Genomic DNA, 17,396 nt, shown 5'->3' with positions numbered 1-17,396 from the left:
TCCGCGCCGCCGGGGCCCTCCACCCCGGCGCCGCGGACGTCTACTGGCCGATCCGGCGCGCCAGCGGCAGACGCGACCGGGTGCCCGCGAAGGCGATCAGCCCGGCCAGCAACGGGATCCCGACGCCGACGGTGAGCAGCAGCTCCCAGGGCAGCACCAGTTCCCAGTAGCTGCGGGTCTCCCCCGGGAACTCGTTGTCCTGCTGCACCAGGACCAGCACCCAGCCGCCGACCACCCCGCTGAACACCCCGAGAACCGTTCCCAGCGTGGCGATCACACCGCTCTGAGCCGCGGCCAGACGGCGCCGCACCCCCGGCCCGGCCCCGACCGCCGCCAGCGTGGACACGTCGGCCCGGGACTCGGCCGCGGCCAGTCCGACCGCGGTGAAGGTGCCGATCAGGCTCACCACGGACGACGCGATCAGCAGGGCGACGAGACCGACGGCGAGATCGTTCGTGTAACCCCGTTCCACCGTGACGTACATGCCCAGCGTCTCTTTCAGCTCCTTCTCGGCGGCGGCCTCCTCCTCGGAGGTCGGCATCCGGCTGGTGGTGGCGACCACGCCGCCGCGGACGGCCTCCACCCCCAGGGCCTTCGCCGCACCGATCGGGTAGACCACGCCGGCCAGGCTGCCCGCCCCCTGGGCCTCGACGGCCTTCAGCCGGACCACGGGGATCTCCGCGTCCGGGTCGTCGGCGCTCATCCGCTCGACCTCCACGTGCACAGTGCCGTCGGGCCAGATCAGCTCCGGACTGGTTGTGACCGCGAAACCCTCTGCCAGAGCCTGGTAGTCGGCCTCGGCCAGACCACCGGTCACCACCCGCAGAGCAGTGCCGTCGTCGAAGAGCACCTCGCCGTAGGGGGCCAGGAACTTCGAGTCGGTGCGGAACGAGCAGACCTCACCCATGCCGTTGTAGGTGCCCATGCCCTCGGTCTGGTCGTCGGGGCACCGCGCTCCCGGTGAGCGGGTCGGGCGCAGGAACACGTCACCGCTGTAGGTCAGCCGGAAGAACGCCGCCGCCGAGTCGATCGGGAGCTCACGCCTCAGCGTGGCCTCGGCCTCCGCCGCCTCCGCCGCCGGCTGGCCCTGCCCGTCGGCCGTGTCGGCCATCGCCCACACCCCGCCCGGCACCGAACTGGCCCGGTAGATCAGGTCGTCGTGGTGGTTCTGCGCGGCCAGGAAGACCAGGCCGGTACTGCCGCCGGCGACCGCGGCCAGCACGGCGGCCACCGCCGGGGCGGTGCGGGCACGCTGCCGGGCGGCGTCGCGCAGGGCGAACCGGACGGCGAACGGCATCCGCACGGCCGAGCGCGCCGCCAGGGCGATGAGCGTGCCGGACGCCGCGACCAGGCCGACCTCGGCCGTCGCGAGCCCGGCCACGGCCAGGAACGCGCTCTCGCCGGCGGCCGCCACCAGTGCCACGACCACGCCGGCCACCGCGACTCCGAAGGCCGCGGCGGACACCCGCAGCTTCGGCGGGGCGTACCCGCGGCGGCCGGTGAGGGCAGCCACCACGTCCATCCGGGCGGCCTGCCGGGCGGGCACCAGCGAGGCCGCGACCGCCGTGCCCGCCCCGGCCACGACCAGCACGGCCAGATCGCTCAGATGCACGTCGGTGCGCACCAGCGTCCACTCCCGCGAGCGCAGCCCGGCGATCGCCAGACGCCCGACGGCGACTCCCAGGCCGGCCGCCACCAGGCTGCTGACCAGGCCGATCAGGCCGTTGGTGGCCAGCAGCACGGCCCGCAGGTGCCGGGCCTGGGCCCCGGTTGCGGCGAGCAGCGCCAGCGAGCGCTGGTTGCGGCGGGCGCCGACGGCGATCGCCGGGCCGGCCAGCAGCGCGATCTGCAGCAGGACCAGGCCGACGACGACCGCCACGATGCCGACGCCACTGCGGTCGGTGTAGTCGTCGGCGAGGTCGTCCTCGTGGGGCACCTGGCTCGAGGGCGGCGGGTTTTCGACCACGGCCCGGCTGAGCACGGTCGACCCGAGCTGGTTGAGGTCGAGCACCTGGTCCCAGGTGACCGGGTCGGGGCCGGTGACCAGCAGGGTGCGGTCGTCCCACTGCTCGAAGAACGGACCGGTGGTGGCGTCACGCAGATCCGCCGGGAAGATCCCCCCGGTGCGGCCGATCAGCTCGGAGGAGTCGGCGACGTCGTAGCCACCGACGATCCCGACCACGGTGAGCACGATGTCGGCGCCGGACCCCGGGGGCCGGTAGGTGAGCACGTCACCGACCCGCACCCCGGAGTCCCGCACCAGTGTGCCGGTGGCCACGACCTCGCCGTCGGCCTGCGGCGCGCGTCCCTCGCGCTGTTCGATCAGGCCGCCGAGACCGGGTGTGTCGTAGTCGAGTTCACGCATGCGGGCATCGATCAGCCGGCCGTCGCGGCGGATGCTGCGCGATCCCCAGTGCCGGTCGTCGGTGATCAGGACGTCGCGGTCGGAGACGATCCGCCGGGCCCGCCCGAGGAACTCGGCCCGGGTCAGCTCGCCCTCGTCGCGGCTGACGGCGGTGTTGTCCAGCGGGTCGTCGGGCCGCTGCGAGATCGGCTCGCCGTCGCCGTAGTAGACCAGCGCCTGGGCCTTCTCGCCCAGGGCGACGCGGACGTGGTCCTGGGGGTCGAGCTCGTCGGAGCGGGCGATCACCGACACCGCGGACATCCCGAGCACCGGCAGCGCGATCATCAGGGCGACCAGGGCACTGCGCCCCCGGTTGCGCCACACGTCACGCCGGGCCAGGCGCAGCGCCACCCGCCCGGCCGGGAACCAGCCGGTCACCGGAAGGAACCGCCGTCGACGATCCGGCCGTCGCGCAGGTAGACGATGCGGTCGGCCCAGGCCGCGTGCTGGGCGTCGTGCGTGACCAGCAGCCCGGCCGCCCCGGCGTCGACCCGGGTGCGCAGCACCTTCATGATCGCCTCGCCGGTCAGCGAGTCGAGGGCACCCGTGGGCTCGTCGGCGAGCACCAGGCGGCGTGGGCCGATCAGGGCCCGGGCGATCGCCACCCGCTGCTGCTGGCCGCCGGACATCTCCTCGGGGAACCGGTCGGCCAGGTCCTCCACCCCGACCTCGGCCAGTGCCCCGCGGGCCTCCGCGCGGGCCTTGCGGGTGCTGACCCCGTCGAGTTCCCGCGGCAGCATGACGTTCTCGGCGGCGGTCAGGGCCGGCACCAGGTTCAGGTCCTGGAACACGTAGCCCACGCTGCGGCGGCGCATCGCGGCCCGGGCCTTCGCCGAGAGGCCGCCGATGCTCACGCCGTCGACCACCACGTCACCCGAGCTGGGCGTGTCGAGGCCGCCGGCCAGGTGCAGCAGCGTGGACTTGCCGGAGCCGGAAGGGCCCATCACGGCGACGAGTTCGCCGACGCGCACCTCGAGCCCGACCCCGTTCAGGGCCTGCACCGGCACGGCGGTGCCCGCCCCGTGCACGCGGGTGGCGTCGCGCAGGCTGAGCAGGACCGGGCGGCGGTCGTCGCTGCCGGCCGGGCCGGTCGGACCGGTCATGTCGGCGGACTCGGTGTCGGCGGACTCGGTGTCGGCGCTCATGTTCGTGGCCTCTCCACTTCTCATCGGGCGCGTTCTCAACGGGCGCGCAGGCGCTGCTCGACCAGCTCGAGCCAGCGGGCCTCGGCCTCGGTCACGAAGATCAGGTGGTCGAGCACCAGCAGCCGGGACAGCCCCTCGCCCTCCGGCGACCCCGGTAGCGAGCGCTTCTCCTTGGTGTAAAGCTGCAGCACGCGCAGCGTTTCGGAGCGCTGGTGAGCGATCACGGCGAGCGCATCGACCCCGGGGGCCGCCACCGCGAGGGCGATCTTGATGGCCACCTCGTCACGGCCGGGCGAGGCCCGGTCGACGGCGGTGCCCCACCACTTGTCGACCTCCTCGCGGCCGGCGTAGGTGAGCCGGTAGGTGACCGACCCGTCGTCCTGACGCTTGGCCTCCTCCACCAGCCCGTCCCGCACCAGGCGGTTCAGGGTGGTGTAGACCTGCCCGATGTTGATCGGCCAGGTCCGCCCGGTGCGCACCTCGAACTCGTGCCGGAGCTGGTAGCCGTACTGCTCACCCTCCGCGAGGATCGCGAGCAGGCTCTGGCGCACAGACATTCCGGACCCCCTTCCCCTGGCTCGAGTGCATACCCGGTATGGCGAGAAGGAAGCTATACCGAGTATGCGTCGAGGAGCAAGAACACCGAGGGGCGAGAGGCGCCCGGATCACCGTGACCGATTCGTGACCGAAGTCGTGTCGTTGTTCGGTGGGCCCCAGAACGTCTTAGTGATGTCTTCGCAGTCGGCACCGACGCACCGGAGCTCCCGATGGGGGCCGCCGAGGTCCGGCTGGGAACACGACCGGAAGACCTTGCCCGGCAGGGCAAAAGCAGCGAGAGCGGTGGTTGCCGCCACCGCCCTCGCGAAGTGGTTCCCGTCCTGATCCAGTGCTGACCGATACCCGGAGGAAAACCATGTCCGTCAAGCGTATCTCACTCGCCGTCGCCGCCGTCGCTCTCGGAGCGGGCGCCCTCACCGCCGTGGGCTCTTCCGCCCAGGCCCTGGACAACGACTCGGCCGCCGTCTCGACGCCCGCGAAAACCACTTCCTACGCGGCGATCCCGGCCAAGGCCACCGACTCGCTCGGCTTCGCGAAGACCGGCCTGGAGTTCGGCTACGTCACCCGGGTGAGCCTGAAGAACGACAAGCTGCGGATCACCGTGAAGCAGGCCGAGTTCTACGACGGCAAGGCCGCCAAGCTGCTCAACGGTGGCATCACGCCGCCCAACGACTGGTTCGTCGCGGAAGACGAGTCGCTCGACACCTCGACCTACACGGTGGCGGGGAAGGCCAGCCTGATCGGCGCCTACGACCTGCTGGGGCAGCCCGACACGGTGGGGCGCAAGGCGATCACGGCGAAGCAGCTGGCCAAGAACTTCAGCAAGCTCGAGACGAAGGAGGTGCCGGTCTGGCTGCGGCACACCGACACGAGCACGAACAGCGGCCCGGTGACCGCGCTGGCCGAGCAGTTCATCCCGTAAGGCTTGCCCGCAAAAGCCGCGAACCCCACTAGAGTTCTCGCCGGGCTCACGGGGAGAAGCGGGAAGCGGCGGTGCGATGACGGACGTCGGGAGTGCGGCTCCCAGCGCGGCGGGCGACTACGAGTCGCTCTTCCCCGAGCTGTGGCGCAAGGCGTACGTCGTCGCCTACCAGGTGCTCGGGTCGCAGGCCCAGGCCGAGGACGCCGCCCAGGAGGCGATGGCGAAGGCCTACTCGTGGTGGGGACGTATCCGGAAGTCCCCGCACGGGTGGGTCGCGAAAACCGCCTACACGCAAGCGATCGACATCGCCCGCAGGCAGGTCCGGCACCGCGAGGTGCTGGGTGCGGACGATCCGGAGCGCCCCTCGCGCGACCCGCGGGTGGAAGACCGGATGGACCTCACCGCGGCGATCGAGCGGTTGCCCCGGCGGCAGCGCGAGGTGATCGTGCTGCGCTACCTGGCCGACCAGTCGGAGGCCGACACCGCGTCGGCCCTGGGCATGCGGGTCACCACCGTGCGCAAACACGCCCAGCGGGGACTGGCCACACTCGGCGGCCATCTCGCCACGCAAGTGCGGGAGGTCTGACATGTTCGACGACCTGAGGCCCCACGACGTGCCGGCCCCTCCCCCCGGTGCGATGGCGCAGGCCGTGCACCGGGGCACGGGGATCCGGCGCCGTCGCCGGGCCGCCTGGGCGGGCGGTGTGGCGGCGGCCGTGGTGCTGGGGATCGTGGTGGTGCTGGGCAATCCGTTCGGCACCCCCGACTCCCCCTCGGTGGTGCCGGCGGCGACGGTCACGGCCACGCCGCCGCCCGACTACTCGCTCATCCCGGTGAACCCGACCGAGCAGAAAGACGGCGTGAGTTTCGGCTACCTGCAAGACATCACCGAGAACGCCGACGGCTCCCTGACCCTGCTGATCCAGCCCGGCTGGTTCCTGCAGGGCGAGGAGGCCAAGGAGGCGAACGGCGGCGAGTACCCGCTGGGCGACGTCCTGAGCGGGAAGAAGGAGGGCACCGAGCCGACCGAGTTCCGGCTCGACCCGAAGGCCACCGTGAAGGGCGCGAACGTGCTGCTCTTCATGCCCGACGGCGACGCCTTCCCCGAGGGGAAGCAGATCACCGTCGCGCAGATGGTGAAGAACTGGAAGGGCTACCAGGAGGAGTTCGGCAACGCCGAGACCGACGTCTGGTTCCGCCGGAGCTCCGACGGCTCGATCAGCTCGCTGTCGGAGCAGTTCGTCTCCTGAGGCCGGTACGGGCCTACGTCCGCGGGCGGCCGCGGCCTCGGCGACACGCCGGTAGCGGCACGGCAATCGGTTCGCCGGAACGCATCGTTCGGCAGCCGGTCGGCAATCGCCCGGCAGAGGGGGCTCACAGGTGCCGGGCGGACGCGGTTGGATCACCGGTGGTGGTTCTCCCCAGGACGCGGTGGTCCGGAAAGGGTGTCGTGAGGGCCGGAAAGGGTGCAGACCATCGCCGGTACACCTGAGCGGCACCTCGCCCCTGCGGCTGACATGCCGGGCGGCGTGCCGCGATCGCGGGAAATGTCCGGCCTCCGACCAGTAGCGTGACGCGCGAGCACGAGCGCAGCGACCGGAACGGACCGGGAAACGGCAGGTGAGATGACGACCACCGAATCGACCCGCACAGCAGGCCGAGCGGGCTCAACAGGTTCAGCGGGTGCCGGGGGTGGGTCCTCCGCCGGTGGCCGGCGCCGGCCCGAGGCGTTCGCCGGGCTCTTCCCCGAGCTCTACCGGGCGGCCTGGTCGGCGGCGTACTCCGAGCTGGGCAGCCGGCCGGCCGCACGTGAGGTCACGCTCGGCGCGCTGGCCCGGGCCCACGCCCGGTGGCGGCGTATCGGTGGTGACTCGCCCGTCGTCTGGGCCTCGATGACCGCCCGCACCCAGGCGCTCGAGATGCTGCAGCGTCGTCCGGACGGCAGCCGGGACGTGCTGCTCGACGAGGAACTCGAAGAGCTCGGCGACCCGACCGGACCCGGCGCACCTGGTGGGCCCGGTGACCTGCGGGCGGCCGGCCCGCTTCCCGGTGACCTGGCCGCCGTCACCCGGCGCGGCCTCTGGCTGCGCCGGCGCCGTCTGGCCGGCTGGGTGGTGGCCGCGGTGTGCGTGGTCGCGGCCGCCCTGCTCGCGATCGGGCTGGGCAACTCGATGCCCCCGTCCTCCCGGGAACCCACCCCGGTGGCGGTGCCCGCGCGGGCGACCACCACGTCCACCATTGATCTCTCACCGATCGGCAGCGCCCCGTGGACCGACCCGGGCCTGGCCTTCGGCCGGATCAGTGCGGGCCGCAGCGAGCAGGGATCGGTACGGCTGACGTTCGAGCCGCACGTCTACGATCCGGACAGCCGCCCGCGCATCGGTGACGGGCCCACCGACCCGGCCCGGCAGCTGGTGTTCCGGCCCGACGCCGCCCTGACCCTGAACGACTCCGGCGTCACGGCCCCCGAGGAACTCGTGCAGACCCTCAACCGCTCCACGCCCGGAGGCCAGACCTACGCCTGGATCCGGCTGGGGCCGGACGGGAAGATCAGCGCGCTGCGGGAGGAATGACCGCGTGCTGCCGCACCCAGGCGTGCATCGCGATCGCGGCGGCCGCCCCGGCGTTGATCGAACGGGTCGAGCCGAACTGGGTGATCGACAGCACCTGGGAGCACGCGCCGAGCGTCGCCTCTGACAGGCCCGGCCCTTCCTGGCCGAACACCAGCAGGCAGTCGCGGGGCAGGGTGGCCGTCTCGATCGGCACCGATCCGGGGGTGTTGTCGATGCCGATCACGGTCAGGTCGTGCGCTCCGGCCCAGGTGGTGAGGGCTTCGGCGTCTTCGTGATGGTGGACGTGGAGGTAGCGGTCGGTGACCATCGCACCTCTGCGGTTCCAACGGCGGCGGCCCACGACATGCACGCCCGCCGCGTTGAAGGCGTTGGCCGTGCGCACGACCGAGCCGATGTTCAGGTCGTGAGCCCAGTTCTCGATGGCCACGTGGAACGGGTGCCGGCGGGTGTCGAGCTCGGCCACGATCGCCTCGACGGTCCAGTACCGGAACTCGTCGAGGACGTTGCGGCGGTCGCCCTGCTCGAGCAGCTCCCGGTCGTAGCGGGTGTCGTCGGGCCAGGGCCCCTCCCAGGGCCCCACCCCGATCTCCGGCGCGGGTGCGGGCATCGGCTCGTTCACCCGGGTGATCCTGCCGCACCGGAGGGAACGACCTGTGGGGTGGGCCACGTTGGACCCTCTCGTGGACCACGCTCCCGGGGAACCGACAGATAACGTTCAGACTGACGCCGTAGGCTGGGCGCCGTGCTGCTGACAAGCGTGCCCCTGGCCCTCGGGCCGGAGTGGCTGAATCCGGACACCCTGCTCACCGACCTGGGTGGGATCGCCCTCTGGGTCGGCGCACTCATCATCTTCGCCGAGTGCGGTCTCCTGCTGGGCTTCTTCCTGCCCGGAGACTCGCTGCTCTTCACGATCGGCCTGTTCATCGGCCGCGGCGACATCGACTTCCCGCTCTGGCTGGCCTGCGTGGTGCTCACCGCGGCCGCCTTCCTGGGCAACGTGGTCGGGTACGAGATCGGCCGGGCCGCCGGGCCCGCGATCTTCACCAAGGAGAACTCGAAGCTCTTCAAGCGCGAGTACGTCGACAAGACGATGGAGTTCTTCGACCACTACGGTCCGATCGCCATCGTCCTGGCCCGGTTCACGCCGCTGGTGCGCACGTTCATCACGGTCACGGCGGGCGTGGGCAAGATGGACCGCCGCAAGTACCTGACCTACAGCTTCATCGGCGCCGTGCTCTGGGCCGCGGGCATCACCGTGCTCGGCAAGCTGCTCGGCAACATCCCGCTGTTCCGTGACCACATCGAGGCCGGGCTGCTGCTGCTCGTCGTGGTCTCCGTGATCCCGATGGGCTTCGAGGCCTGGAGGCACCGTCGCAAGCCGGCCGCCACCGAGCCGGAGGCCACGGCCGCGGCCGCGCACGAGGCCGGCGAGGAGCCGTTCCTGCCGCCCGCCACCAGCGACCCGTTCGCCCCGGCGCCCCGCACCCACGACGGGTTCGGCCAGCCCTACGCCGACGACGACGCGACCATCCCCGGTGGCATCCAGCAACCCGGTTACGACCAGGGCTACGAGGGCCGCCGCTAAACTCCGCCTCTCATGTCGCACTGGTGGACGGCTCTGTCCGACGTCTCCTCGATGACCACCCTGACGGTCTACGTCGTGGTGTTCGCCCTCGTGTTCGTCGAGTCCGGTCTGCTTGTCGGGTTCTTCCTGCCCGGTGACAGCGTGCTCTTCGCGGCCGGTCTGCTGGCCGCGGAGCGTGGGGGCGACCTTCACCTGTGGCTGCTCGCCGGTGGAACCGCGGTGTTCGCGGTCGCCGGTGACGCGGTCGGCTACTGGACCGGCCGGCGTTTCGGCCGCCCCTGGCTCCTGCGCAGGGCCGGGCGCAATGCCGACCGGGTGCTGCGGGCCGAGGCGTTCTACGAGCGGTGGGGCTCGCTGGCGGTGATCATCGCCCGGTTCATCCCCTGGGTGCGCACGTTCACGCCGATCATCGCGGGCATCGGGCGCATGCCGTACCCGAAGTTCTTCGTGGCCAACGTGCTGGGTGCCCTGATCTGGGGCAGCGGCATGATCCTGCTGGGCTACGCGGCGCACCAGGTTCCGTGGGTGAAGTGGGCCGCCTACGTGATCGCGGCAGTCGCCATCTCGGCGACGATCGTGGCGCTGGTGATCGACCGGCGGCGGATGAAAGCGGCCGGCTCTTCCGGTCCTTCTGGTCGTTCTGGCCCTTCTGGCCCGTCTGCGTCGGCCGGGTTGGACGCCGGGGCCTGAACGCCCGAGGGCAGGCCGCCATCGTTGGGTGGCGCTATCTGAGCCCGAGAGCAGAGACACCCCCTATACCCAATCGGTATAGGGGGTGTCTCTGCTCTCGGGCTTATGAGGTCAGCGCTGGTTCGGGCTGCCATAGTCGGGGTCGTCCTGCGTCAGCGGCGCCGGAGACGGCGAAGGGGACGGCGAAGGGGACGGAGACACCGGCGGCAGGGGCGGAGCCCCCGGCTCGACCTGACCGGTGGAGGAACCCGGCCCCGAGACTCCTCCAGCACCGGCAGGACTCGAAGCACCGGCAGGGCCCGCAGCACCGGCAGGGCCCGCAGCACCGAAGCTGACCGCGGGGCCGGGACCGCCGAAGTTCACCGAGGGGGCGCTGCGGACCTGCTCGTTCTCGGCCTCGAAGTAGTCGGCCCGGCTGAAGTTGAACGTACCCGAGATGATGTTGGTCGGGATCGACTCGACCGCGGTGTTCAGCTCACGCACGTTGGCGTTGTAGAAGCGGCGGCCGGCGGCGATCCGGTCTTCGGTGGCCGACAGCTCGGCCTGCAGCGACATGAAGTTCTGGTTCGCCTTCAGGTCGGGGTAGGCCTCGGCGATCGCGAACAGCCGCCCCAGGGCCTGCGACAGCTCACCCTCCTGCCGCGCCTGCTGAGCCACCGAAGCACCCGCACCGGTGGCCGCACCGGTGGCCGCGTTACGCGCGTGCACCACCGCGTCGAGGGTGTCGCGCTCGTGCGCGGCGTAGCCCTTGACCGTCTCCACCAGGTTCGGGATCAGGTCGTGCCGCCGGGTGAGCTCGACGTCGATCTGGTTCCAGGCCTCCTGCACCTGGTTCCGCTTACGGACCAGCCCGTTGTACGCACTGGCCAGCCACAGGCCGACCAGCACGACCAGGACCACGACGACGATCAGCGCGATGAGCACGTCCGGCTCCTCCTACCCTGAAAACCTAGGAAAGCCCGAGATCGGACAGGTCGTACGCATAACGGTACGGGAGCCCCTCGGCCTCCACCTTCTCGCGGGCCCCGGTGTTGCGGTCGACGATCACGGCCACGCCGACCACCTCGGCCCCGGCGGCCCGCAGCGCCTCGACCGCGGTGAGCACCGAACCGCCGGTGGTGGAGGTGTCTTCGACGGCCAGCACGCGGCGGCCCTCGACCGGGCTGCCCTCGATCTGACGCTGAAGACCGTGCGCCTTGCCCTGCTTGCGCACCACGAAGGTGTCGAGCCGCTCACCGACGGCCGCGGCCGCGTGCAGCATCGAGACGGCGACCGGGTCGGCACCCAGCGTCAGACCCCCGGCGGCCTCGAACGACCAGTCCTTCACCAGATCGCGCATGACCCGGCCGACCAGCGGCGCGGCCTGCCCGTCGAGGGTGATGCGGCGCAGGTCGACGTAGTAGTCGGCCTCCTTGCCACTGGCCAGGGTGACCTTGCCGTGCACGACGGCGAGCTCGCGGATCAGGTCACGCAGTTCGTCCCTCACGGGACCGAGGGCGGGACCGGGGACGGCGCCGGTGACGATGTCGGTGGGCTGCATTCGGCCAGAGTATCCAGCGGGGCGTCGAGGCGACCGAGCACCCGCGGCGCCGGCGGGAACGCGACCTGGCCGATGTGCCCGAACCCGTTCAGACGGCGCCCGGCCAGCCAGGACAGCTCCCCCACGGCCATCGGCGCGTCGAAGTAGTAGCCCTGCCCGAATCCGCAGCCCATGCGTTTGAGCTCGATCCGGGTGTGCGCGTCGGTGACCCCCTCGGCCACCACCTCCAGCCCCAGGTTGCGCCCGAGGTCGATGATCGACTGCACCACCGCCCGGGTGCGCCCGCCCGAGCGGAGCTCCTGCACGAACGACTGGTGGATCTTGATCTGGTCGACCGGCAACCGGCTCAGGAAGGTGAGGGACGAGTAGCCGGTGCCGAAGTCGTCCACCGACAACCGCACCCCGAGCGCCCGCAACCGGGCCAGGGCCGTCACCGCGTGGTCGGGCTCGTCGATCACGTCGCCCTCGCTGAACTCCAGGTAGAGCTGCTCGGCGGGCAGGTCGTGCACCGCGAGCGCGGTGGTGATCTGCTCGGGCAGCGTCGGGTCGGCCAGCCAGCCCGGGGCCAGGTTGATCGCGACCCGCACCTGACGGCCGTTCTCCAGCCAGTCCCGGGCCGCGGACAGGGCCTGGTCGAGCACCCGGCGGGAGAGCTCGCCGACCATCCCGCTGCGCTCGGCCGCCGCGAAGAAGTCCTCCGGCGGCACCTCGCCGAGCTCCGGGTGCTTCCAGCGGGCCAGCGCCTCGAGGGCGTGCACCCGGCCGGTGACCAGGTCGACCATCGGCTGCACGGCGATCTGGATGCTGTCGGTGCGCAGCGCCACCTCGAGCGCTGTCGCCAGCGTGTGCACCTGGGAGGCCGGGAGGTCCATGGTGCGGTTGAACATCCGGTACCCGCCGCCGGCCGACTTGGCGACGTACATCGCGACGTCGGCCCGGCGCAGCAGCTCGGCCCCGGTCGTGCCCTGCTCGGGTCCGACCGCCACGCCGAGCGAGCCCGCCGCGCGCAGCTCGTTGCCGTCCACCAGCACCGGCTCGTCGAAGGCGGAGAGCAGGCGACGCGCCAGCGCGCGGGCGGCGCCGTCACCCATGCCGGGCGCCAGGGCGGCGAACTCGTCGCCGCCGAGCCGGGCGATGGTCACGCCGCGGCCCGCGACCTCGCGGAACCGTCCGGCCAGCTCCCGCAGCAGCTGGTCACCGGCCTGGTGACCGAGGCTGTCGTTGATCGCCTTGAAGCCGTTGAAGTCGAGCAGCATGACCGCGCAGGGGCGGCCGGTCGACATCAGGTCACCGACGCACTCGTCGAGCTGGGCGCGGAAGTCGAGGCGGTTGGGCAGCCCGGTGAGCTCGTCGTGCCGGGCCTCGAACTGCAACCGCTCCAGCAGGTGCCCGTTGCCCAGCGCGACGGCGGCGCGGGCGGCCACGGTCTCCAGGGTGGTCAGGTCGGCGGCCGCGAATCCGCGTTCGCCACCGGCCCGTTCGCCGACCAGGAGGTGCCCGACCACGCGGTCGTCGATACGCAGCGGCACCAGCACCGCCTGGCACACGCCGCGAGCCCGCAGGAACTCGCGCTCGGCGCGGCCCCGGCCCCGCACGAGCCGCCCCGTCTCGGGCGGGAACGGCAGGGTGAGGAGGTCGTCGGCCGGGGTGCGGGGCCCCACGACCTGACCGGCCCGGAAGCTCCAGAGCCGGCGGTCGGCACTGAGGGTGTTCTCCTCCAGCACCAGTTCCGCGTACCTCGCCCGCAGCAGGTCGGCGGACTGCTCGAGCACCAGCGGGATGGCCCGCGCCGGGGCCGGCACGTGGGCCAGCGCCTCGGACAGGTCGTACAGTCGCCGCAGCCGGTGGTGCCGGTCGGACAGCATCGCGAAGGCATGGAAACCGACCACCAGGCCGGGCCCGAGCACGATGCCGGGCAGCACGGCCTCACCACGGCTGATCGACAGCACGGGCAGCAGGCCGATCGCCGCTCCCATCACACCCGCCGCGAGGGCCCGCACCAGCAGACGCAGCGCCTCACCGCGGCGCCCGGAGGCGTCGAAGTGCACCCGCAGCAGCAGAGTGATCTCGACCAGCGCGGCCAGCACCACCACCAGCAACGTCATGGTGCGGCCGGAGTAGCTGAGCAGGTCGTGCCGCAGCACCAGGAAACGGAACAGCAGCTCGGCCGTCCCGGTGCCCGCGGTGACCGCAAAAGCACCGGTCAGCAGGGTCATCGGGCTGTGCCGGCGGTACCAGGCCGACACCAGCAGGCTGCCCACCAGCCGCGCGGCCAGCAGCCCGGCCGGGTCGGCCAGGTAGAGGCCGGCGGCCAGCGGGATCCCACTCAGCGAGATCGCCCAGCGCCGGCCCCGCACGCCCACGTTCAGCCCACAGGCCTCGGTGACGGCGAACGCCACGGCGAACACCCACCAGGGCAGCGTGCTCATCCCGGCGAGCTCGGCCGGGCGGCCGAGCAGGCTCGGGACCAGGCCGATCACGAGCACCAGGAGCACACCGGCACCCATGGCGGCACGGGTGGCGGGACTCTTCGTGGTCACCCAGAGATGTCCCATCGCTCCATCCAGTTAACGTCTGTTCGCATGACAGTTCATCGCAGTGCGTAGTCAGTCGTCATCTTGAGGTGACCACTTGCACCCGCCCGGAGGGAGTCGTCACCCACTTGGAGTAACCCGAATTGACGCCGGGGCCGCCCGGGGAGTCCGAATGGCGAGGGAATCGCCGCACTCGATGCACACAGCCCGTGCACAACTCACCCGGGCGGTCGGCAGGCATTCGGGTGAGGCGTAATCAGCCGCATCCAGCCGGGTACGCTCGCGGCGTGCGGATCGCTACCTGGAACGTGAACTCGATGCGGGCACGGGTCGACCGTGCCGTGGCCTGGCTGGAGCGCAGCGACGTGGATGTCGTCGCCGTCCAGGAGACCAAGTGCAAGGACGAGCAGTTCCCCACCGCCCGCTTCGAGGAGATCGGCTACCAGGTCGCGCACCTGGGCCACTCGCAGTGGAACGGCGTCGCGATCATCTCCCGGGTCGGCATCGAGAACGTCGAGCACGGCTTCCCGGCCATGCCGACGTGGGGCGACCCGGCGGTCGCCGAGGCCCGGGCCATCGGCGCCACCTGCGGCGGGGTGCGGGTGTGGAGTCTCTACATCCCGAACGGCCGCACCCTCGAAGACCCGCACCTGGCCTACAAGCTGGAGTGGCTCGCCGCGCTGCGCGCCGCCGGGCAGGACTGGCTGAGCGCCGACCCGCAGGCCCAGATCGCCCTGATGGGTGACTGGAACGTGGCCCCGCTCGACGAAGACGTCTGGGACATGGCCGCCTTCGAGGGCAGCACGCACGTGTCGCAGCCCGAGCGCGACGCCTTCACCGGTGTCGTCGACGCGGGCTTCGCCGACGTGGTGCGCCCCCACACCCCGGGCGCCTACACCTACTGGGACTACACGCAGCTGCGCTTCCCGAAGAGGCAGGGCATGCGCATCGACTTCGTGCTCGCCTCGCAGGCTCTCGCCGACCGGGTCAAGACCGCCGTGATCGACCGCGAGGAGCGCAAGGGCAAGGGCGCCTCCGACCACGCTCCGGTGATCGTCGAGCTGACGTAGAACCGCTTCGAGCAACGGACGACGTGGGCACCGATCGGTGCCCACGTCGTCCGTTTTTGTCGTCCCCGACCCGCGGGAGGACCCGAAGGACGCGAGACACGCCCAAGCCGCTCAGCGTCCGCCATTTAAATCTTGGTCAAGCACGAAATAGGTGGTCCGGAAGGGGGAGTCAAGCTCTCACCGAAACAGATGATGGCGATCACGGAACGCGCGGTTTTGGCCTCTACGTGACGTCACGGCGCAGACATCACGCACGGATACACCCGTAGAGTGCGGGTCGTGACGACGGATCCCCGCGCCCCCCATCGGGCCCTACCCCGCCGGAAAGCGTTGATCAGGACTGCCGTCGGGCTGACGGTCGCGACGGTGGCCGTGGTGACCCTGACACCCGTCGCTGACGCTCTGCCCGCCGCGCTGGGCGGTGCCCCCGACCTCGCGCCGCTGGTCGGCACCGGCAGCCGGAGCGCGATCGCCGGCGAGTACCTGGTCATGCTGAAAGACCAGGCCGGCCTGAAGGCCGCGGGCGTCGACGGCGCCACCTCCTCGGCCCAGTCCCTGGTGGCCTCGGCCGTCGAACGCGGCAAGGACGCGGGCGCCGACGTGCACTCGCAGTTCACCGACGCCCTGCAGGGCTACTCGGCCACGCTGACCGGCGACGAGCTGAAGGACATCCGCGAGGACCCGGCGGTCGACTACGTCGCGGTGAACCAGCGGTACTCCTCGACGGCCACGAGCGGCACGCAGAAGGACGCCGAGTGGGGTCTGGACCGCATCGACCAGCACTCGTCGAAGCTGAACGGCTCGTACTACTACACGAACACCGGTAAGGGTGTCACCGCCTACGTGGTCGACACCGGCATCCGCAGCACCCACACCGACTTCAGCACCACGCTGAGCGGCGCGAAGGGCAAGAGCCGGGTCTCCGGCGGCACCTCCACGCTCGGCGGCAGCGACACCAGCACCGAGGACTGCGAGGGGCACGGCACCCACGTGGCCGGCACCATCGGCGGCACCACCTACGGCGTGGCCAAAGAGGTCTCGCTGGTGCCGGTGCGGGTGCTCGACTGCGAGGGCGGCAGCACCAGCTCGATCGTCGCCAACGGGCTCGACTGGATCGCCAAGCACCACAAGAGCGGCACCCCGGCCGTGGCCAACCTCAGCCTCACCAACGAGGGCGGCGCCGATCCGGTCGTCGAGGGCGCGGTGAAGAAGCTGATCGCCGACGGCGTCACCGTGGTGATCGCGGCCGGCAACGGCGACGCCTCCGGCAACGGCATCCCGGCCTGCGACGTCTCACCGAGCGACGTGAAGGCCGCGATCGTGGTCGGCGCCTCGACCAAGACCGACAAGAAGGCCACGTTCTCCAACTACGGCGACTGTGTGGACGTGTACGCGCCGGGTCTGTCGATCAAGTCCACCTGGTCCACCGGTGACACCCGTACCGCCACGCTGTCCGGCACCTCGATGGCCACGCCGCACGTCACCGGTGCCGTCGCGCTGTACCTGCAGAACCACCCCAAGGCCACGCCCAAGCAGGTGCAGGACGCGATCGTCGGCACCGCCGGCGAGAACATGATCACCAAGGTCAGCACCAAGTGGCCGCGCCGGCTGCTGTTCGCCACGCAGAAGGCGAAGGCCCCGGCCGCGACCACCTCGAAGACCTCGATCACCAACGGCACGGTGCTGCGCAACGGCAGCAAGATCACCAGCCCCAACGGCCTCTACACGCTGGCGCAGAGCGGAAAAGACCTGACGCTCACCAAGCCCGGTGGCCGGGTGCTGTGGCACAGCGGCCGGGGCGCGGCCTGGACCCGCATGACGAGCACCGGAAACCTGGTCTCGTACAACGCCTACGGCCGGCGCACCTGGTCGTCCGCGACCGGGGGCGGCGCCGCCACGCTGAAGGTCACCGACCAGGGCCGACTGACGATCACCACCAACAGCACCAAGAAGACGGTCTGGACCAGCAACAAGGCCCAGAAGACGGCACCGGCGCAGAACATCTCGGGCCGGTCCACCCTGAACGCGGGCAAGGCGCTCTACCGCGGCGGCCGCACCCTGCGCTCGCCCAACGGGCAGTACAGCCTGGCCTTCCGCGACAACGGCAACCTCACGGTGACGCAGACGGGCAAGGGCGTCATCTGGAGCACCGGGGCCAAGAACGCCGACTGGCTGACCCTGAACAAGGCGGGCAACCTGACGCTGGTCAACTCCAACGGCACCACCGCCTGGACCTCGAAGACGTCGGGCCGGGGCGCGAACCGGCTGCGGCTGGTGAGCACCGGCAAGCTCGAACTGGTGAAGACCAGCACGGACAAGGTGATCTGGACAGCCCGGTGACCCACCGCGTCCAGCATTGAAAAGGCCCCCCGCTC

At 71.4% G+C, this 17,396-nt stretch carries 15 protein-coding genes; 8 read left to right on the top strand and 7 right to left on the bottom strand.

Annotation, left to right across the window (positions count from 1 at the left end; genetic code table 11):
• Positions 1-40: 40 nt before the first annotated feature.
• From J2S57_RS11940 to J2S57_RS11930, 3 genes are all read right to left on the bottom strand, one after another.
• The gene (locus J2S57_RS11940; RefSeq protein ID WP_307241634.1) at positions 41-2,782 is read right to left on the bottom strand and encodes an ABC transporter permease; all 2,742 of its coding nucleotides are present in this window, start codon (positions 2,780-2,782) and stop codon (positions 41-43) included.
• Positions 2,779-3,507, bottom strand: a complete 729-nt coding sequence (locus J2S57_RS11935; protein ID WP_370882625.1) for an ABC transporter ATP-binding protein — start codon at positions 3,505-3,507, stop codon at positions 2,779-2,781. The genes J2S57_RS11940 and J2S57_RS11935 overlap by 4 nt, the downstream gene beginning before the upstream one ends.
• A gap of 77 nt (positions 3,508-3,584) precedes the next feature.
• Positions 3,585-4,106 carry a PadR family transcriptional regulator gene (locus J2S57_RS11930; protein ID WP_307241629.1) on the bottom strand — a complete coding sequence of 174 codons (522 nt, stop codon included), beginning with the start codon at positions 4,104-4,106 and terminating at the stop codon, positions 3,585-3,587.
• Positions 4,107-4,462: 356 nt separating this feature from the next.
• On the opposite strand from J2S57_RS11930, the gene J2S57_RS11925 reads away from it, so the two are divergent.
• From J2S57_RS11925 to J2S57_RS11910, 4 genes are all read left to right on the top strand, one after another.
• Positions 4,463-5,029: a hypothetical protein gene (locus tag J2S57_RS11925; RefSeq protein ID WP_307241626.1), complete on the top strand. Its 567-nt coding sequence runs from the start codon at positions 4,463-4,465 to the stop codon at positions 5,027-5,029.
• A 76-nt stretch (positions 5,030-5,105) separates the two neighbouring features.
• Complete coding sequence (locus J2S57_RS11920; RefSeq protein WP_307241624.1) at positions 5,106-5,615, top strand: sigma-70 family RNA polymerase sigma factor; 510 nt, start codon at positions 5,106-5,108, stop codon at positions 5,613-5,615.
• Between the two features lies 1 nt (position 5,616).
• On the top strand, positions 5,617-6,279 hold the full coding sequence (locus J2S57_RS11915; RefSeq protein ID WP_307241621.1) for a hypothetical protein: 663 nt from the start codon (positions 5,617-5,619) through the stop codon (positions 6,277-6,279).
• A 375-nt stretch (positions 6,280-6,654) separates the two neighbouring features.
• A complete protein-coding gene (locus J2S57_RS11910) occupies positions 6,655-7,602 on the top strand; it encodes a sigma-70 RNA polymerase sigma factor region 4 domain-containing protein (protein WP_307241619.1) in 948 nt (315 codons plus the stop codon).
• Here J2S57_RS11910 and J2S57_RS11905 read toward each other — a convergent pair.
• Positions 7,580-8,209, bottom strand: coding sequence for a TrmH family RNA methyltransferase (locus J2S57_RS11905; RefSeq protein ID WP_370882624.1), 630 nt, complete (start codon positions 8,207-8,209; stop codon positions 7,580-7,582). The two genes, J2S57_RS11910 and J2S57_RS11905, sit on opposite strands and share 23 nt — an antisense overlap.
• A 135-nt stretch (positions 8,210-8,344) precedes the next feature.
• Between J2S57_RS11905 and J2S57_RS11900 the strand changes: the two genes are divergently transcribed.
• Together J2S57_RS11900 and J2S57_RS11895 are read left to right on the top strand one after the other, a co-directional pair.
• Positions 8,345-9,187 (top strand): DedA family protein, encoded by an 843-nt coding sequence (locus tag J2S57_RS11900; RefSeq protein ID WP_307241615.1) that lies wholly within the window; start codon positions 8,345-8,347, stop codon positions 9,185-9,187.
• Between the two features lie 12 nt (positions 9,188-9,199).
• Complete coding sequence (locus J2S57_RS11895; RefSeq protein ID WP_307241613.1) at positions 9,200-9,877, top strand: DedA family protein; 678 nt, start codon at positions 9,200-9,202, stop codon at positions 9,875-9,877.
• 111 nt (positions 9,878-9,988) lie between these two features.
• On the opposite strand, the gene J2S57_RS11890 is transcribed toward J2S57_RS11895, so the two are convergent.
• The 3 genes from J2S57_RS11890 to J2S57_RS11880 are packed head-to-tail and all read right to left on the bottom strand — an operon-like array spanning position 9,989 to position 13,972.
• Complete coding sequence (locus J2S57_RS11890; RefSeq protein WP_307241611.1) at positions 9,989-10,801, bottom strand: LemA family protein; 813 nt, start codon at positions 10,799-10,801, stop codon at positions 9,989-9,991.
• A gap of 25 nt (positions 10,802-10,826) precedes the next feature.
• Complete coding sequence (gene pyrE, locus J2S57_RS11885) at positions 10,827-11,417, bottom strand: orotate phosphoribosyltransferase (protein WP_307241609.1); 591 nt, start codon at positions 11,415-11,417, stop codon at positions 10,827-10,829.
• Complete coding sequence (locus J2S57_RS11880; RefSeq protein WP_307241607.1) at positions 11,360-13,972, bottom strand: putative bifunctional diguanylate cyclase/phosphodiesterase; 2,613 nt, start codon at positions 13,970-13,972, stop codon at positions 11,360-11,362. Before J2S57_RS11880 ends, pyrE begins: the two co-directional genes overlap by 58 nt.
• A gap of 266 nt (positions 13,973-14,238) precedes the next feature.
• On the opposite strand from J2S57_RS11880, the gene J2S57_RS11875 reads away from it, so the two are divergent.
• Together J2S57_RS11875 and J2S57_RS11870 are read left to right on the top strand one after the other, a co-directional pair.
• Positions 14,239-15,021, top strand: a complete 783-nt coding sequence (locus J2S57_RS11875) for an exodeoxyribonuclease III (protein ID WP_307241605.1) — start codon at positions 14,239-14,241, stop codon at positions 15,019-15,021.
• Positions 15,022-15,396: 375 nt separating this feature from the next.
• On the top strand, positions 15,397-17,361 hold the full coding sequence (locus J2S57_RS11870) for a S8 family serine peptidase (RefSeq protein WP_307241603.1): 1,965 nt from the start codon (positions 15,397-15,399) through the stop codon (positions 17,359-17,361).
• Positions 17,362-17,396 lie beyond the last annotated feature (35 nt).

The organism is Kineosporia succinea, assembly GCF_030811555.1.
GTDB classification, from domain to species: Bacteria; Actinomycetota; Actinomycetes; order Actinomycetales; family Kineosporiaceae; genus Kineosporia; species Kineosporia succinea.
This window is presented reverse-complemented; position numbering and strand designations above follow the sequence as displayed.